Raw genomic sequence first — 14,541 nt, 5'->3', positions numbered from 1 at the left:
AACGGTCGGTGGGACCGTCAGTCGGTTCAGTCAGTTCAGTCAGTTCAGTCGGTGGACGGCGGGCGCATCTCGTTGACGCTCGTGGGGCCCGTGGGCAGCCGGCGCTTCACGTACTTGAAGGTGCCGGTGGCATGGGCGCACACGCGCTCCTGCTCGTCGTAGATCTTGGCTTCGGTGAAGGCCAGCGTGGCGGTGCGGTGAATGAGCGTGCCGCGTGCGTGCAGCGGGCCGACCGAGGGCTGCATGAAGCTGGTCTTCATCTCGATGGTGACCACGCCGGTCTCGGGCGACACGCTGCGTGCGGCCGCCGCCATGGTGATGTCGAGCAGCGTCATGCAGGCGCCGCCGTGGGTCACGTCGAAGGTGTTCAGGTGTTCGGGCTTGGCGGTGTAGACGATTTCGGACTCGCCGCCTTCGAACTTCGTCAGCTCGAAGCCGAGGTGGCGCGCGAACGGAATCTGGCTCGTGTACGAGCGGATGTTGATGTCGCTGGAATCGGGGGAAGACATGGGGTGTTTTCTTTCAGGCTCCGAGCACCACGCTGACCCCGCCATCCACCGCCATCCATTGGCCGGTGATGTGCTTGCCGGCATCGCTCGCGTACAGCAGCGTGATGCCCTTCAGGTCTTCCTCGTCGCCCAGGCGGCCGAGCGGCGCGTTGGCGGCCATCTTCTCTTCGCCGAGCGACTTGATGAGGCCCGCGGCCATCTTCGTCATGAAGAAGCCCGGGCAGATCGCGTTCACGTTGATGCCGTAGCGGCCCCACTCGGCGGCCAGCGTCTTGGTGAAGCCGATGACGGCGGTCTTCGAGGTGTTGTAGGCCAGCGTCTGCATGCCCGGGCCGTTGCCGTTGAGGCCCGCGATGGAGGCGATGTTGATGATGCGCCCCGTCTTCTTCGGGATCATGTAGCCGTTGGCGATGTGCTGCGAGAGGATGAAGTACCCGCGCACGTTCAGGTTCATCACCTTGTCCCAGGCCTCGACCGGGTGGTTCTCGGCCGGGGCGCCCCAGCTGGCGCCGGCGTTGTTGATGAGGATGTCGACCGCGCCCATGCGCTCCAGCGTCTCGTCGGCCAGGCGGCGCGTGTCTTCTTCTTTCGAGCAGTCGGCGGCGATCCAGCGCGCGTCGATGCCCGCGGACTGCAGCTCGGCGGCGGCCTGCTCCAGGTCTTCGGCCTTGCGCGAGCTCAGCATGATCTTCGCGCCGGCTTCGCCGAGCGCATGGGCCATCTGCAGGCCCAGGCCGCGCGAGCCGCCGGTGATGAGGGCGGTCTTGCCGGTGAGGTCGAACAGCTGCTTGATGTTGCGGGGCGTCATGGTGCGTTGTCTCCGTTGTCTGGGGATGTCGGGGTTGGCAGGTTCGGCGGGTTCAGGTCTCGTAGTCCATGCACTGGCGCGCTTCGCGGACCGCGCCGATGAAGGGCTTGAGCGCCACGTGCTGCGGATGGTCCGCATAGGCTGCGAGCGCGGCGGCGTCGGTGAACTCCGAATACAGCACCAGGTCGTAGGTGGCCTCGAGCCCGGGCTGGGCAATGGCCACCTCGAAGCGGTGCGTGCCGGGCGACAGCTGGGCGCAGGCGTCGAGCAGGGCCTTGGCCTTGCGCAGGTTGGTCGCCTTGTCGGCGCCTTCGGCGTGTTCCTTGAACTTCCACATCACGATGTGCTTGAGCATGGCGGGGCCTTCTTGTCTTTCGTCTCTTGTCTCTGCTTACTTGTTGGGCAGCCGCGAGCGCACGTAGATGAGCGCGAAGCCCACCAGCGCGACGATGGCGCCGGGCACGGCAATCGACCAGCCCAGCGTGGCGTCGGTGCGGCCGGTGGCAATGCCCAGGATCAGCACGAACAGGCCGCCGTAGATCAGGATCCAGATCCACTTCTCGAGCCGGGCATGTGGTTTGGGCGGCTTGGCCTGCATTGCCGGCGTGGCGGCGGGCGGCGTGTTCTTCTGGTCGGGAGTGGGGTTCGGCGGATTGTTGATGGCCATCAAAAGGCGTCCTCGGGCAAAGCGGTACAGGTCGGGTCGCGGGTTTCGACCACCTGGAGCCAGGCACCGATTTTGGGCAGCTCGTAGTGGAAGAAATAGTCCGTGGCGCCAATCTTGCCAGCTGTTACCGCCCTCGCCTTTTCACCATCGATCTCCAGGGCCCTTTGCGCCACGTCGAGCCAGATCCACGCCAGCACCGTGTGGCCGAAGGCCTGCATGTAGGGCACCGCATTGGCCAGCGCGTCGGCCGGGTCGCCGGTGGACCAGGCCGCCTCGGTGGCGCTGCCGATGCGCTGCAGCGCGGCGCCCAACGCCTTGGCATGGGCCGCCAGCGCCGGCACCTTGGCGGCACGGGCGATGGTGTCGGTCATGCGGCCGGCCAGCAGCTGCAGGCCGCGGCCCTTTTCCATCAGCACCTTGCGGCCCAGCAGGTCGGCCGCCTGGATGCCGTGCGTGCCCTCGTGGATCATGTTCAGGCGGTTGTCGCGCCAGTACTGCTCCACCGGAAAGTCGCGCGTGTAGCCATAGCCGCCGTGCACCTGGATGGCCAGCGAGTTGGCCTCCAGGCACCACTCGCTGGGCCAGCTCTTGGCGATGGGCGTGAGCACCTCCAGCAGCAGGCGCGCGTCGTCGGCAGCTTGGGCGTCGCCGGTCTTCTGCTCGTCGACCAGGCGCGCGCAGTACAGCTCCAGCGCCAGCGCGCCCTCGCAATAGGCCTTCTGCGCGAGCAGCATGCGGCGCACGTCGGCGTGCTCGATGATGCGCACCTGCGGCGCCGCCGAATCTTTGGCCACTGCAGCCCCGGCGACACCGGCGGCCTCCGGCTTCTTCACGAGCCGGCCCTGCGGGCGGCTCCTGGCGTACTCGAGCGACGCGTGGTAGCCGGCCATGCCCAGCATGGTGGCGGCCGTGCCGACGCCGATGCGTGCCTCGTTCATCATGTGGAACATGCAGTGCAGGCCCTTGCCGGGCGCGCCCACCAGGTAGCCGATGGCGCCGGCCTTGCCGTCGACCGGGTAGCGGCCCTCGCCGAAATTCAGCAGCGTGTTGGTGGTGCCGCGCCAGCCCAGCTTGTGGTTGAGGCCCGCGAGCGCCACGTCGTTGCGCTGGCCGGTGAGCTCGCCCCGGGTGTCGACCATGCGCTTGGGCACGATGAAGAGCGAAATGCCGCGCGTGCCCGGCACCAGCTTGCCGTTCTCGTCCGGGATCTTGGCCAGCACGATGTGCACGATGTTCTCGGTCAGCTCGTGGTCGCCCGACGAGATCCACATCTTGTTGCCCGTGAGCCGGTAGCGCGGGCCCAGCGGGTCGTCCTGGAAGCCGTCGCCGTCGGGCACGGCGCGCGTGGCCACGTCGCTCAGCGACGAACCGGCCTGCGGCTCCGACAGGCACATGGTGCCGGCCCAGCGGCCCGAGAACTCGTTCTTGGCGAACACCTCTTTCTGCATCTCGGTGCCGTGCACCATCAGCAGGTTGGCGTTGCCGCTGGTGAGCATGTTGGAGCCGATGCTCACCGAGGCCATCGCGAAGAAGCTGTTGGCCGCGGCCGACAGCGTGTACGGCAGCTGCATGCCGCCGATGTCGTAGTCCTGCGCGGCACTCATCATTCCCGACTCTACGAAGGCCTTGTGGGCGTCGTGCGTGGCCTTGGGCAGGATGACCTTCTCGCCGTCGAAGTGCGGCTCCTGCGTGTCCACCGTGCGATTGAAGGGGGCGTACTTCTCGCGCGCGATGCGCTCGCAGGTGTCGAGCACCGCGTCGAAGGTTTCGCGCGAGTGGTCGGCAAAGCGTTCGCGCTGGTTGAGCGACTCGGCGTCGAGCCAGTCGTAGAGCAAAAAGTCGAGGGTGGAACGCAGGCTCATGGTGTGTCTCTTCTTGCGGGTTGCGCCGCGCCTTGTGGGCGGCTGCTTGGCTACGTGGCTACCTGGCCACTTCTTTCGAGGGATCGGGCAGCCTGGCGATGGTGCCCTGCGCCAGCGCGCAGAGCTTCTCGGCGCCGTCGTTCACCACGAACACCTCGCAGGTGCACACGGCCTGCGAGCTGCCGGTGTGCACGGCCCGGGCACGCGCGACGAGCCGCTCGCCGAGCGCCGGCCGCACGTAGTTGATCTTGAATTCGGCCGTGACCACCGGCACGCGCAACGCGGTGCCACCGGCGAAGGTGAGCGCGTTGTCGGCCATGTAGCTCACGATGCCGCCGTGGGCAAAGCCGTTCTGCTGCTGGAGCTGCGCGCCCAGCGGCAGCTGGATCTCGGCATGGCCGGGCGCCAGCGCATGCAGCTCGGCGCCGATCAGCACGCTGAACGGCTGCGACGCCAGCACGTGCCGGCCGTAGGCCAGCACAGCCTCGGCCTCGGCGCCAGCTGCGGCCCTGGTTCCGGTCCCGGCTTCGGGCGAGACCTCGTGGTCGTGGCCCAAGCCGGACATGCTTACAGGACCTCGAACACGCCCGCGGCACCCATGCCGCCGCCGATGCACATGGTGACCACGACCTTCTTCGCGCCGCGGCGCTTGCCTTCGATGAGCGCGTGGCCCGTCAGGCGCTGGCCGCTCACGCCGTAGGGGTGGCCCACGGCGATGGCGCCGCCGTTCACGTTCAGGCGGTCGCCCGGAATGCCCAGCTTGTCGCGGCAGTAGATGACCTGCACGGCGAAGGCTTCGTTCAGCTCCCACAGGTCGATGTCGTTGACCGTGAGGCCCAGGCGCTTGAGCACCTTCGGAATGGCGAAGACCGGGCCGATGCCCATCTCGTCGGGCTCGCAACCGGCCACGGCGAAGCCGAGGAAACGGCCCAGGGGCTTCAGGCCCTTCTGCTCGGCGTACTTCTCGTCGACCACCACGCAGGCGCCGCCGCCGTCGGAGAACTGGCTGGCATTGCCGGCCGAGATCACGCCGCCGGGAATGGCAGGGCGGATGCCGCTGATGCCTTCCTTGGTGGTGCCGGGGCGAATGCCTTCGTCGTTCTCGACGGTGACTTCCTTGGTGCGCAGGCCCAGCACGGGGTCGGCCACGCCGGCCAGCACGGTGATGGGGGCGATCTCGGCCTTGAAGAGGCCGGCTTCCAGCGCGGCGGTGGCGCGCTGCTGGCTTTGCGCGCCGTACTCGTCCATGGCTTCGCGGCCGATGTTGTAGCGCTTGGCGACCTGCTCGGCCGTCTGCAACATGTTCCAGTAGATCTCGGGCTTGTGCTTCACGAGCCATGGGTCGGCCAGCATGTGCGTGTTGGCTTCGTTCTGCACGCACGAGATGCTCTCGACGCCGCCGGCCACGTACACCTCGCCCTCGCCCGCGATGATGCGTTGCGCGGCGGTGGCGATGGTCTGCAGGCCCGAGGAGCAGAAGCGGTTGATGGTCATGCCCGAGGTGGTGACGGGCAGGCCGGCGCGCAGCGCGATCTGGCGCGCGATGTTGGAGCCGGTCGCGCCTTCGGGCGTGGCGCAACCCATGATCACGTCGTCCACCGAGGCGGGGTCGATGCCGGCGCGCTGCACCGCGTGCTGCACGGCATGGCCGCCCAGCGTGGCGCCGTGCGTCATGTTGAAGGCACCCTTCCAGCTCTTCGCGAGCGGCGTGCGGGCGGTGGAAACGATGACGGCGCTGGTCATGGTGAGGTCCTTTGAAGATGGAAGGGAAAAGAGGTGGTCGTCATTGCGCCGGAGCAGCGTTGGTGTTGCTCAGGAGCTGGTGATAGAAGCCAATCATCTCGCCGTAGTTCGAGATGGCCAGGCGTTCGTTGTTGCCGTGGAAACGCGCCAGGTCCTCGGCCTTCACGCGAAACGGCGAGAAACGGAAGACGGCGTCGCTCACCAGGCTGAAGTGGCGCGAGTCGGTCGCGGCGGTCATGAGGCCGGGGGCGACCACCGCATCGGGAAAGCTCTGGCGCACGGCCTGCTGGATGGCGCGGTAGCCGGTGCTGTCGGTCGACGACACCGGCGAAGGCTCGGCGTTGCCGGGGTATTGCTTGATCTTGATGTCGTCGTTGCCCAGCGCGCGGCGCAGGTGCGCCTCGGTGCTGGCCAGCGTGTCGCCCGGCAGGATGCGGAAATTGACAGCCGCCTCGGCGCGACCGGGCAGCACGTTGTCCTTGTTGCCCGCGCGCACGATGGTCAGCGCGGTGGTCGTGCGCAGCATGGCGTTGCTGCTCGGGCTCTTCTCGAGCTGGCCGCGCACCAGCGGCTCGGTGAGCCACAGGTTGGACAGCATCACGCGGTTGATGCCGCTCATCTCGGGTGCCAGCGCGCCGAACATCTGGCCCGCCACGCCCTGGATGTTGCCGGGCATGGGGTTGGCTTCGAGCCGTGCCAGCGCCGCGCTCATGCTGCCGATGGCGCTGTGCTGCGGCGGCATCGACGAATGGCCGGGGGCGGTGTCCAGCGACAGGAAGAAGGTGCCGTAGCCCTTCTCCGCCAGGCCGATCAGCGCCGCGGGCTTGCTCAGGCCCGGCAGCACGCCGTCGAGCACCAGCAGGCCTTCGTCGAGCACCCAGTCCAGGCGCACGTTGCGCGACTTGAGCAGCTCGGCGATGGGCAGCGCCCCGCGCAGGCCGCTCACTTCTTCGTCGTCGCCCATCACGAGGTAGACGGTCTGCTTCGGCTTGAAGCCGGCGCCGATGAGCAGCTCGATGGCCTCCATCTGCGCGAAAAGATTGCTCTTGTTGTCGAGCGTGCCGCGGCCCCAGATGAAGCCGTCCTTGATCTCGCCGGTGAAGGGGTCGACCGTCCAGGCCTTCTCGGTGCCGGGGGCGATGGGCACCATGTCCTGGTGCGCCATCAAGGCGATGGGCTTGGCCTGCGGGTCGGTGCCGGCCCATGTGTAGAGCAGCGCCTTGTTGCCCACCACTTCCTTCTTCAGGGTGGCGTGCACCTTGGGGAACTGCTGCGCCAGGAAGGCGTGCAGCTTGTCGAACTCGGCCGCGTTGGCGGCCGGGTCGTCCATGCCCGACACCGTGCGGAACGTGATCGCGGTGGACAGCCGCTTGGCGGCCGCCTGCAGGTCGATGTCCAGCTTGGGTGCGGGCGCCACCGCCAGTTGCTGCGATGGCGTGGTCCAGGTCTTGACCGCCACGGCGGCCACCAGCAACACGATTGCCAGCAGCAGCCCGAGGAAGATGCGTTTCAACATGGGCGGTCTCGACCCTTTTCTTTTCCGTCTCAGCTGAAGGACTTGCCTTCGGCCACCAGCTTCTGGATCAGCGGCGCGGGCTGCCAGAACTCGGCGTCGTCGCGCGGGTTCTTCGCAAAGCGCTTCATCGACTCGGCCACGTTGTACAGGCCGACTTGCGATGCGTAGTGCATCGGGCCGCCGCGCCAGATCGGGAAGCCGTAGCCGGTGAGGTACACCATGTCGATGTCGCCGGACTTCGAGGCGATGCCGTCTTCGAGGATGTGCGCGCCTTCGTTGACCAGCGCGTACACCAGGCGCTGCACGATTTCTTCATCGGAAATCTTGCGCGGCGTGATGCCCAGTTCTTTCCGGTGCTCCTCGATCATCTTGTTCACGAGTTCCGACGGAATGGCGTCGCGCTTGCCGACCTGGTAGTCGTACCACCCTGCCCCGGTCTTCTGTCCGAAGCGGCCCAGTTCGCAGAGCTTGTCGGCCGTGCGGCTGTACTTCATGTCGGCCTGCTCGGTGGCGCGGCGCTTGCGGATCGCCCAGCCGATGTCGTTGCCGGCCAGGTCGCCCATGCGGAACGGGCCCATGGCAAAGCCGAACTTCTCGATGGCCTTGTCCACCTGCTGCGGCAGCGCGCCTTCGTCCAGCAGGAAGCCGGCCTGGCGCGAGTACTGCTCGATCATGCGGTTGCCGATGAAGCCGTCGCACACGCCCGAGACCACCGCGGTCTTCTTGATCTTCTTGGCCGTGGCCATGACCGTGGCCAGCACGTCCTTGCCCGTGGCCTTGCCGCGCACCACTTCGAGCAGCTTCATCACGTTGGCGGGGCTGAAGAAGTGCATGCCGACCACGTCCTGCGGACGGTCGGTGAAGGCGGCGATCTTGTCGACGTCGAGCGTCGAGGTGTTCGAGGCCAGGATGGCGCCCTTCTTGGCGACGCGGTCGAGCTCCTTGAACACCTTTTCTTTCACGCCGAGTTCCTCGAACACGGCCTCGATGATCAGGTCGGCGTCCTTCAGGTCGTCGTAGCTCAGCGTGGTGCTCAGCAGCGCCATGCGCTGCTCGTACTTGTCCTGCTTGAGCTTGCCCTTCTTGACCTGGGCTTCGTAGTTCTTCTTGATGGTGGCGACGCCGCGGTCGAGCGCCTCCTGCTTCATCTCGAGGATCTTCACGGGGATGCCCGCGTTCAGGAAGTTCATCGAGATGCCGCCGCCCATGGTGCCGGCACCGATGACGCCCACCGCCTTGATGTCGCGCTTGGGCGTGTCTTCGGCCACGTCGGGAATCTTGCTCGCGGCGCGCTCGGCCATGAACAGGTGGCGCAGCGCCAGCGATTCGGGCGTGAACATCAGCGAGGTGAAGATGCGGCGCTCTTCGGCCATGCCGGCGTCGAACTTCAGCTTGGTGGCGGCCTGCACGGCGGCCACGCACTGCAGCGGCGCGGGGTAGTTCTTCGACATGCCGCCGACCATGTTCTTGGCGAACTGGAAGTAGGCGTCGCCTTGCGGGTGCTTGCACGGCAGGTTGCGCACCAGCGGCAACGCGTCACCGGTCTTGCCGGCCACGCTCTTGGCGAAGGCCACGGCTTCGTCGAACACCGACTCGGGCGATGCCGCGAGCACGTCGAACAGCTTCTGGCCGGGCAGGCTGGCGAGCAGCTCGCTCTTCACGGGCTCGCCGCTCACGATCATGTTCAGCGCGGTTTCCACACCGATCACGCGCGGCAGGCGCTGCGTGCCGCCGGCGCCGGGAATCAGGCCCAGCTTGACTTCGGGCAGCGCCACGCTGGTGCCCGGTGCGGCCACGCGGTAGTGGCAACCCAGGGCCAGCTCGAGGCCGCCGCCCATGCACACCGAGTGGATGGCCGCGACGATGGGCTTGGCCGAGGCTTCCAGCGCGAGGATCACGCTCAGCAGGTTGGGCTCCTGCAGCGCCTTGGGCGTGCCGAACTCCTTGATGTCCGCGCCGCCCGAGAACGCCTTGCCGGCGCCGGTGATGACGATGGCCTTGACGGCGTCGTCGGCATTGGCCTTGGCGAGGCCATCGGTGATGCCGATGCGCGTCGAGAAGCCGAGACCGTTGACCGGAGGGTTGGTCATGGTGATCACGGCGACATCGCCGAGCACTTTGTATTCAGCCGTCATGCTGCGTTCCTTGGTGTGTGAAGAAAAAGAAGAAAAAGCACGAGTGTTCTTTTTCGGGGGATTCTAGGCGTTTGTCGCGACGCAACAATGGCATGCAGTCGCTGCCGGGACAAGGGGGCGAGGCAGGAATCCGGGGCGCGGCCCGGACCCCGCAGTCGATCAGACCTCGAGCCATTCCTTGCGCGTGGTCGCGTCGGCGCGCAGGCTGTCGGGCGTGCCGTCGAACACGATGCTGCCGTGGCCCATGACGAGCGCGCGGTCGGAGATCTGCATGGCGATGGTGAGCTTCTGCTCGATCAGCAGCACCGAGATGCCCTTGTCCTTCAGCGTGCGCAGGTACTGCCCCACCAGCTCGACGATCTTCGGCGCCAGCCCTTCGGTGGGCTCGTCGATGATGATCAGGTCGGGGTCGCCCATGAGCGTGCGGCACAGCGTGAGCATCTGCTGCTCGCCGCCCGAGAGCACGCCGGCCTCGGTGTGCTGGCGCTCCTTCAGCCGCGGGAACATGCCGTACATGTCGTCGAACTGCCAGCGGCTGCCCTTGCCCGTGCCCTTCTGCCCCAGCAGCAGGTTCTGGTGCACCGTGAGCTTGGGGAAGATGTCGCGGTTCTCGGGCACGTAGCCGATGCCGAAGTGCGCGATCTCGTAGGCCTTGCGGCGCAGGATGTCCTGCCCCTTCCAGTGCAGGCCGCCCTCGGCATGCACCAGGCCCATGATCGCCTTGGCCGTGGTCGAGCGGCCCGAGCCGTTGCGCCCCAGCAGCGCGACGATCTCGCCCGGGTTCACGTCGAAGGAAACGCCATGCAGCACATGGCTCTTGCCATAGTAGGCGTGGATGTCTTGAAGCTTCAGCATGTCAGTGTCCCGCTCCCTGTGCATCGGCCACCGAGGAGCCGAGGTAGGCCTCTTGCACGCGCGCGTTGGCGCGCACGGCGGCCGGAGTATCGAAAGCGATGACTTCGCCGTACACCACCACCGCGATCTTGTCGGCCAGGCCGAACACCACGCCCATGTCGTGCTCCACCGTGAGCAGCGTCTTGCCGACCGTCACGTGCTTGATGAGCGAGATGAAGTGCGAGGTCTCGGTCTTGCTCATGCCCGCCGTGGGCTCGTCCAGCAGGATAACGCTGGCGCCCCCGGCAATGGTCACGCCGATTTCCAGCGCGCGCTGCTCGGCGTAGGTGAGGTTCACCGCGTGCACGTCGCGCTTTTTCTCCAGCCCGATCTGCTTGATGAGCTCTTCGGTGCGCTCGTTGGCGTCGTCCAGGTTCGACAGGAAGCGCAGGAAGGTGTACTTGTAGCCCAGGCTCCACAGCACGCCGCAGCGCAGGTTTTCGAACACGCTCAGCTTCGGGAAGATGTTGGTGATCTGGAAGCTGCGCGACAACCCCATGCGGTTGATTTCGTACGGCTTCTTGCCGTCGATGCGCTCGCCGTTCAGCAGCACCTCGCCGCTGGAAGGCACGAGCCGCCCGCTGATCAGGTTGAACAGCGTGCTCTTGCCCGCGCCGTTCGGCCCGATGATGGCGATGCGCTCGCCCGCGTTCACCGCCAGGTCGACCCCGCGGATGATGTCGGTCTTGCCGAAGCTCTTGCGCAGGCCCTTGAGTTCGAGTGAATAGGTCATGCCGTCTCCCTTCGCTTGATCTCGGCTTCGATTTCTTCCTGTGCCTGGCCCCAGGTCTTCGCGAAGCGCCTGCGCACCACCTCGAACACGGCCAGGCCCACCGCCAGCAGGGCCACCGCCACCACCCAGCTGGTGGTCGACGAGGTGTCCAGCTGCAGGCCGGCAAGCGGCACCACCGGCCCCAGCGCCGCGTTGAGCTGCATGTGATAGATCATCTCGACGATGGCCGCCGCGCCCGCCAACATGATGGCCGCGCCGATGAACAGGCCCACGTACAGCAGGTAGAAGCGCTTGATCTTGCCGAACAGCGCCACGCGCACGTTCATCATGATCAGGCTGGCCACGCCGCCAGGCGCGAACATCACCATCAGCAGGAACACCAGGCCCACGTACAGCAGCCAGGCCTTGCTCAGCTCCGACAGCAGCACCAGTGCGAACACCAGCAGCGCCGCGCCGATGATCGGCCCGAAGAAGAAGGTGGCGCCGCCCAGGAAGGTGAACAGCAGGTAGCTGCCCGAGCGCAGCCCGTTCAGGCTGTCGGCCGCGTTCACGATCTCGAAGTTGATGGCCGCCAGCCCGCCGCCGATGCCCGCGAAGAAGCCCGCGATGATGAAGGCGTAGTAGCGCACGCGCTGCGTGTTGTAGCCGATGAACTCCACGCGCTCCGGGTTGTCGCGCACCGCGTTCAGCATGCGGCCCAGCGGCGTGCCGGTGAAGGCGAACATCAGCGCGGTGCAGATGAAGCAGTACACGGCGATCAGGTAGTACACCTGGTTCTGCGGCCCGAAGCTGATGCCGAAGAACGAGGTGCCGTACACGCGGTTGGTGGTGATGCCGCCTTCGCCGCCGAAGAAGCTCGGGAACATCAGCGCCATGGCGGCCACCAGTTCGCCCAGGCCCAGGGTGATCATCGCGAAGGTGGTGCCCGACTTCTTGGTCGACACGTAGCCGAACACCACGGCGAAGAACATGCCGCCCAGCCCGCCCACGAGCGGAATGAGCACCAGCGGAATCGGCAGCTTGCCGGCGCTGGCCAGGTTCATCGCGTGAATGGCGATGAACGAGCCCAGCCCCACGTACACCGCATGCCCGAAGCTGAGCATGCCGCCCTGCCCCAGCAGGATGTTGTAGCTCAGGCAGATGATGATCAGGTAGCCGATCTGCGAGAGCATGGTCAGCGCCAGGCTGCTCTTGAACAGCATGGGTGCCACGATGAGCAGCAGCGCGAACAGCGACCAGATCAGGATGCGGCCGATGTTCAGCGGCTTGAAGCGGTAGTACTTCTTCGGCGAGGAAGCGTTGCTGCCGGTGGCGTTGCCGGTACCCGGTGCCGCCGGCGTGCGTGTGGTTGCAGTGGTCATCGCGTCAGTCCTCCCGCGTTCCAAGAAGACCCTTGGGCCGGAAGATCAGGATCAGCACCAGGAACAGGTACGGAAGGATGGGCGCCACCTGCGAGATGGTGAGCTTCAGCAGCTCGTAGCCGAAGGTCTGGTCCGTCACCGCCATGCCCAGCGACTGCAGCGCGCCCGCGAGCGACTGGTCCATGGCCACGGCAAAGGTCTGCACCACGCCGATGATGAGCGAGGCCAGGAAGGCCCCGGCCAGCGACCCCATGCCGCCGACCACCACCACCACGAAGATGATGGAGCCCACCGAGCCCGCCATGGCCGGCTCGGTGACGTAGGTGTTGCCACCCACCACGCCCGCCAGCCCCGCCAGCGCGGCGCCGCCGCCGAACACCATCATGAACACGCGCGGCACGTTGTGGCCCAGCGCCTCGACCATGTCGGGGTGCTTCAGCGCCGCCTGGATGACCAGGCCGATGCGCGTGCGCGTGAGCAGCAGCCACACCGACACCAGCATCAGCACCGCCACCAGCATGATGAACGAGCGCGACTTGGGGAACTGCGTGCCGTACAGCGTGAACAGCGGGCCCTGCAGCGCCTGCGGCAGCCCGTAGGGCACCGTGGAGCGGCCCCACACCAGCTGCACGATTTCGAGAATGAGGTACGAAAGGCCGAAGGTGACCAGCAGCTCGGGCACGTGGCCGAACTTGTGCACGCGGCGCAGGCAGTAGCGCTCGAAGGCCGCGCCCAGCGCGAACACCAAGAGCGGCGCGATGAACAGCGCCGGCCAGAAGCCCAGGATGCCCGAGATCGTGTAGGCGAAGTAGGCGCCCAGCATGTAGAAGCTGGCGTGCGCGAAATTGAGCACGCCCATCATGCTGAAGATCAGCGTGAGGCCAGAACTCAGCATGAACAACAGCAAGCCGTAGCTCACGCCGTTGAGCAGCGAGATGACGAAGAATTCGACGTTCATCGGTCTTTCGTGTCAGGTAAAAAAAGAAAAAGGCCCGAGTGTTGAAGTCGGGCCTCGACCGCGTTGGCGTGCTGCCCGGCTTAGGAGGGACGCTTCATCTGGCAGCTCGTGGGCGTGCTGGCCACATAGGCGTCGTAGTACTTCACGGGCGCCAGCGTGTAGCCGGTGTTCTCCGGGCTGTACGGGTACTTGGCGCTGGCCTTTTCCCACTTGGCGATGTACAGGCCCTGCTGCAGCTGGTGGTCGGTCTTGCGCAGCTCGACGTCACCGTTGAAGCTCTTGAACTTCATGCCTTCCATGGCGGCGGCCACCTTGACGGGGTCGGTCGACTTGGTCTTCACGAAGGCTTCGGTGAGCGCCTGGAACACGGTGTACACGTCGGTGGTGTAGAGGTCGTCGTTGAACTTCTTCTTGAAGTCGTCGGCGTACTTCTGCATGTCGCCGCCCATGTTGTAGTGGGCGTAGCCGACCTGGTACACCTTGCCGTCGGACGCCGCGCCCATGGCGGTCGGCGTGCCGGTGGTCACGGCGTAGTAGGTGTAGAACTTGACGTTCAGGCCCGAGTCGTTCGCCGCCTTGATGAGCAGCGCCAGGTCGGAGCCCCAGTTGCCGGTGATGACCGTGTCGGCGCCCGAGGCCTTGATCTTGGCGATGTAGGGAGCGAAGTCGCGCACCTGGGCCAGCGGATGCAGGTCGTCGCCGACGATCTGCACGTCGGGGCGCTTGACCTTCAGGTCTTCCTTGGCGTACTTGGAGACCTGCTGGCCGTGCGCGTAGTTCTGGCCGATGATGTAGACCTTCTTGATTTCCGGCTGGTCCTTCATGTAGGTGGTCAGCGCTTCCATCTTCATGGACGTGTCGGCGTCGAAGCGGAACTGCCAGTAGCTGCACTTGGCGTTGGTCAGCTCGGGGTCGACCGCGGCGTAGTTCAGGTACAGCGCTTCCTTGCCAGGGTTGCGCGCGTTGTTCTTCTCCAGCGCATCGATGATCGCCAGCGCCGGGCCCGAGCCGTTGCCCTGCACGATGTAGCGCGCGCCCTGGTCGAGCGCCGAGCGCAGCGCGCTGGTGGTCTCCTGCGGGCTGAGCTTGTTGTCGATGCCAATGATCTCGAACTTCACGCCGGCGGCGTTCTTCTTGTTGAACTCCTCGGCGAAGAACTGGAAGGTCTTGAGCTGGTTGGTCCCGACCGCGGCCATCAGGCCCGACAGCGGGTCGAGCCATGCGATCTTGACGGTTTCACCCTTCTGGGCGAGGGCACCGGTGGCGGTGGCCGCAATGACGGCAGCGGCAGCGATTTTCAGAGCGAACTTCAATCTATATCTCCTGGTCAAACCGAATCAGAACCGAATCAAAAC

The 14,541-nt window shown here is 66.2% G+C and carries 14 protein-coding genes; all 14 read right to left on the bottom strand.

Annotated elements, in window-relative coordinates:
• Window positions 1-44: 44 nt before the first annotated feature.
• The 14 genes from AB6807_RS05015 to AB6807_RS04950 all read right to left on the bottom strand — a co-directional run bounded on the left by AB6807_RS05015 (window position 45) and on the right by AB6807_RS04950 (window position 14,499).
• On the bottom strand, window positions 45-509 hold the full coding sequence (locus AB6807_RS05015; protein ID WP_116909052.1) for a PaaI family thioesterase: 465 nt from the start codon (window positions 507-509) through the stop codon (window positions 45-47).
• Between the two features lie 13 nt (window positions 510-522).
• A complete protein-coding gene (locus AB6807_RS05010; RefSeq protein ID WP_371083708.1) occupies window positions 523-1,317 on the bottom strand; it encodes an SDR family oxidoreductase in 795 nt (264 codons plus the stop codon).
• Between the two features lie 52 nt (window positions 1,318-1,369).
• Entirely contained in the window at window positions 1,370-1,672 is a 303-nt protein-coding gene (locus tag AB6807_RS05005) for a Dabb family protein (protein WP_371083707.1), read from the bottom strand.
• Between the two features lie 36 nt (window positions 1,673-1,708).
• Entirely contained in the window at window positions 1,709-1,984 is a 276-nt protein-coding gene (locus AB6807_RS05000) for a hypothetical protein (protein WP_371083706.1), read from the bottom strand.
• Window positions 1,984-3,846 (bottom strand): acyl-CoA dehydrogenase, encoded by a 1,863-nt coding sequence (locus AB6807_RS04995; protein ID WP_371083705.1) that lies wholly within the window; start codon window positions 3,844-3,846, stop codon window positions 1,984-1,986. Before AB6807_RS04995 ends, AB6807_RS05000 begins: the two co-directional genes overlap by 1 nt.
• 58 nt (window positions 3,847-3,904) lie before the next feature.
• Window positions 3,905-4,411: a PaaI family thioesterase gene (locus tag AB6807_RS04990; protein WP_371083704.1), complete on the bottom strand. Its 507-nt coding sequence runs from the start codon at window positions 4,409-4,411 to the stop codon at window positions 3,905-3,907.
• Between the two features lie 2 nt (window positions 4,412-4,413).
• A complete protein-coding gene (locus AB6807_RS04985; protein ID WP_116909047.1) occupies window positions 4,414-5,589 on the bottom strand; it encodes an acetyl-CoA C-acyltransferase in 1,176 nt (391 codons plus the stop codon).
• Window positions 5,590-5,629: 40 nt separating this feature from the next.
• The gene (locus AB6807_RS04980; RefSeq protein WP_371084153.1) at window positions 5,630-7,138 is read right to left on the bottom strand and encodes a M20 family peptidase; all 1,509 of its coding nucleotides are present in this window, start codon (window positions 7,136-7,138) and stop codon (window positions 5,630-5,632) included.
• Window positions 7,135-9,240, bottom strand: a complete 2,106-nt coding sequence (locus tag AB6807_RS04975; protein WP_371083703.1) for a 3-hydroxyacyl-CoA dehydrogenase NAD-binding domain-containing protein — start codon at window positions 9,238-9,240, stop codon at window positions 7,135-7,137. The genes AB6807_RS04980 and AB6807_RS04975 overlap by 4 nt, the downstream gene beginning before the upstream one ends.
• 159 nt (window positions 9,241-9,399) lie before the next feature.
• Window positions 9,400-10,095, bottom strand: coding sequence for an ABC transporter ATP-binding protein (locus AB6807_RS04970; protein WP_116909044.1), 696 nt, complete (start codon window positions 10,093-10,095; stop codon window positions 9,400-9,402).
• Window position 10,096: 1 nt separating this feature from the next.
• Complete coding sequence (locus AB6807_RS04965) at window positions 10,097-10,867, bottom strand: ABC transporter ATP-binding protein (RefSeq protein WP_116909043.1); 771 nt, start codon at window positions 10,865-10,867, stop codon at window positions 10,097-10,099.
• Window positions 10,864-12,228: a branched-chain amino acid ABC transporter permease gene (locus tag AB6807_RS04960; protein WP_371083702.1), complete on the bottom strand. Its 1,365-nt coding sequence runs from the start codon at window positions 12,226-12,228 to the stop codon at window positions 10,864-10,866. Before AB6807_RS04960 ends, AB6807_RS04965 begins: the two co-directional genes overlap by 4 nt.
• Window positions 12,229-12,232: 4 nt before the next feature.
• On the bottom strand, window positions 12,233-13,186 hold the full coding sequence (locus AB6807_RS04955; protein ID WP_116909041.1) for a branched-chain amino acid ABC transporter permease: 954 nt from the start codon (window positions 13,184-13,186) through the stop codon (window positions 12,233-12,235).
• Window positions 13,187-13,266: 80 nt separating this feature from the next.
• On the bottom strand, window positions 13,267-14,499 hold the full coding sequence (locus tag AB6807_RS04950; protein ID WP_116909040.1) for a branched-chain amino acid ABC transporter substrate-binding protein: 1,233 nt from the start codon (window positions 14,497-14,499) through the stop codon (window positions 13,267-13,269).
• Window positions 14,500-14,541 lie beyond the last annotated feature (42 nt).

The sequence above is a fragment of the Variovorax sp. RCC_210 genome (assembly GCF_041355175.1).
GTDB lineage: Bacteria > Pseudomonadota > Gammaproteobacteria > Burkholderiales > Burkholderiaceae_C > Variovorax.
Note: the sequence above shows the minus strand (reverse complement) of the source record. Positions and strands in the feature narration are given on the sequence as shown.

Bases quoted from the DNA above. Each gene is read 5' to 3' on its own strand.
- AB6807_RS05015 (WP_116909052.1), bottom strand. From the start codon at position 509: ATGTCTTCCCCCGATTCCAGCGACATCAACATCCGCTCGTACACGAGC.
- AB6807_RS05010 (WP_371083708.1), bottom strand. From the start codon at position 1,317: ATGACGCCCCGCAACATCAAGCAGCTGTTCGACCTCACCGGCAAGACC.
- AB6807_RS05005 (WP_371083707.1), bottom strand. From the start codon at position 1,672: ATGCTCAAGCACATCGTGATGTGGAAGTTCAAGGAACACGCCGAAGGC.
- AB6807_RS05000 (WP_371083706.1), bottom strand. From the start codon at position 1,984: ATGGCCATCAACAATCCGCCGAACCCCACTCCCGACCAGAAGAACACG.
- AB6807_RS04995 (WP_371083705.1), bottom strand. From the start codon at position 3,846: ATGAGCCTGCGTTCCACCCTCGACTTTTTGCTCTACGACTGGCTCGAC.
- AB6807_RS04990 (WP_371083704.1), bottom strand. From the start codon at position 4,411: ATGTCCGGCTTGGGCCACGACCACGAGGTCTCGCCCGAAGCCGGGACC.
- AB6807_RS04985 (WP_116909047.1), bottom strand. From the start codon at position 5,589: ATGACCAGCGCCGTCATCGTTTCCACCGCCCGCACGCCGCTCGCGAAG.
- AB6807_RS04975 (WP_371083703.1), bottom strand. From the start codon at position 9,240: ATGACGGCTGAATACAAAGTGCTCGGCGATGTCGCCGTGATCACCATG.
- AB6807_RS04970 (WP_116909044.1), bottom strand. From the start codon at position 10,095: ATGCTGAAGCTTCAAGACATCCACGCCTACTATGGCAAGAGCCATGTG.
- AB6807_RS04965 (WP_116909043.1), bottom strand. From the start codon at position 10,867: ATGACCTATTCACTCGAACTCAAGGGCCTGCGCAAGAGCTTCGGCAAG.
- AB6807_RS04960 (WP_371083702.1), bottom strand. From the start codon at position 12,228: ATGACCACTGCAACCACACGCACGCCGGCGGCACCGGGTACCGGCAAC.
- AB6807_RS04955 (WP_116909041.1), bottom strand. From the start codon at position 13,186: ATGAACGTCGAATTCTTCGTCATCTCGCTGCTCAACGGCGTGAGCTAC.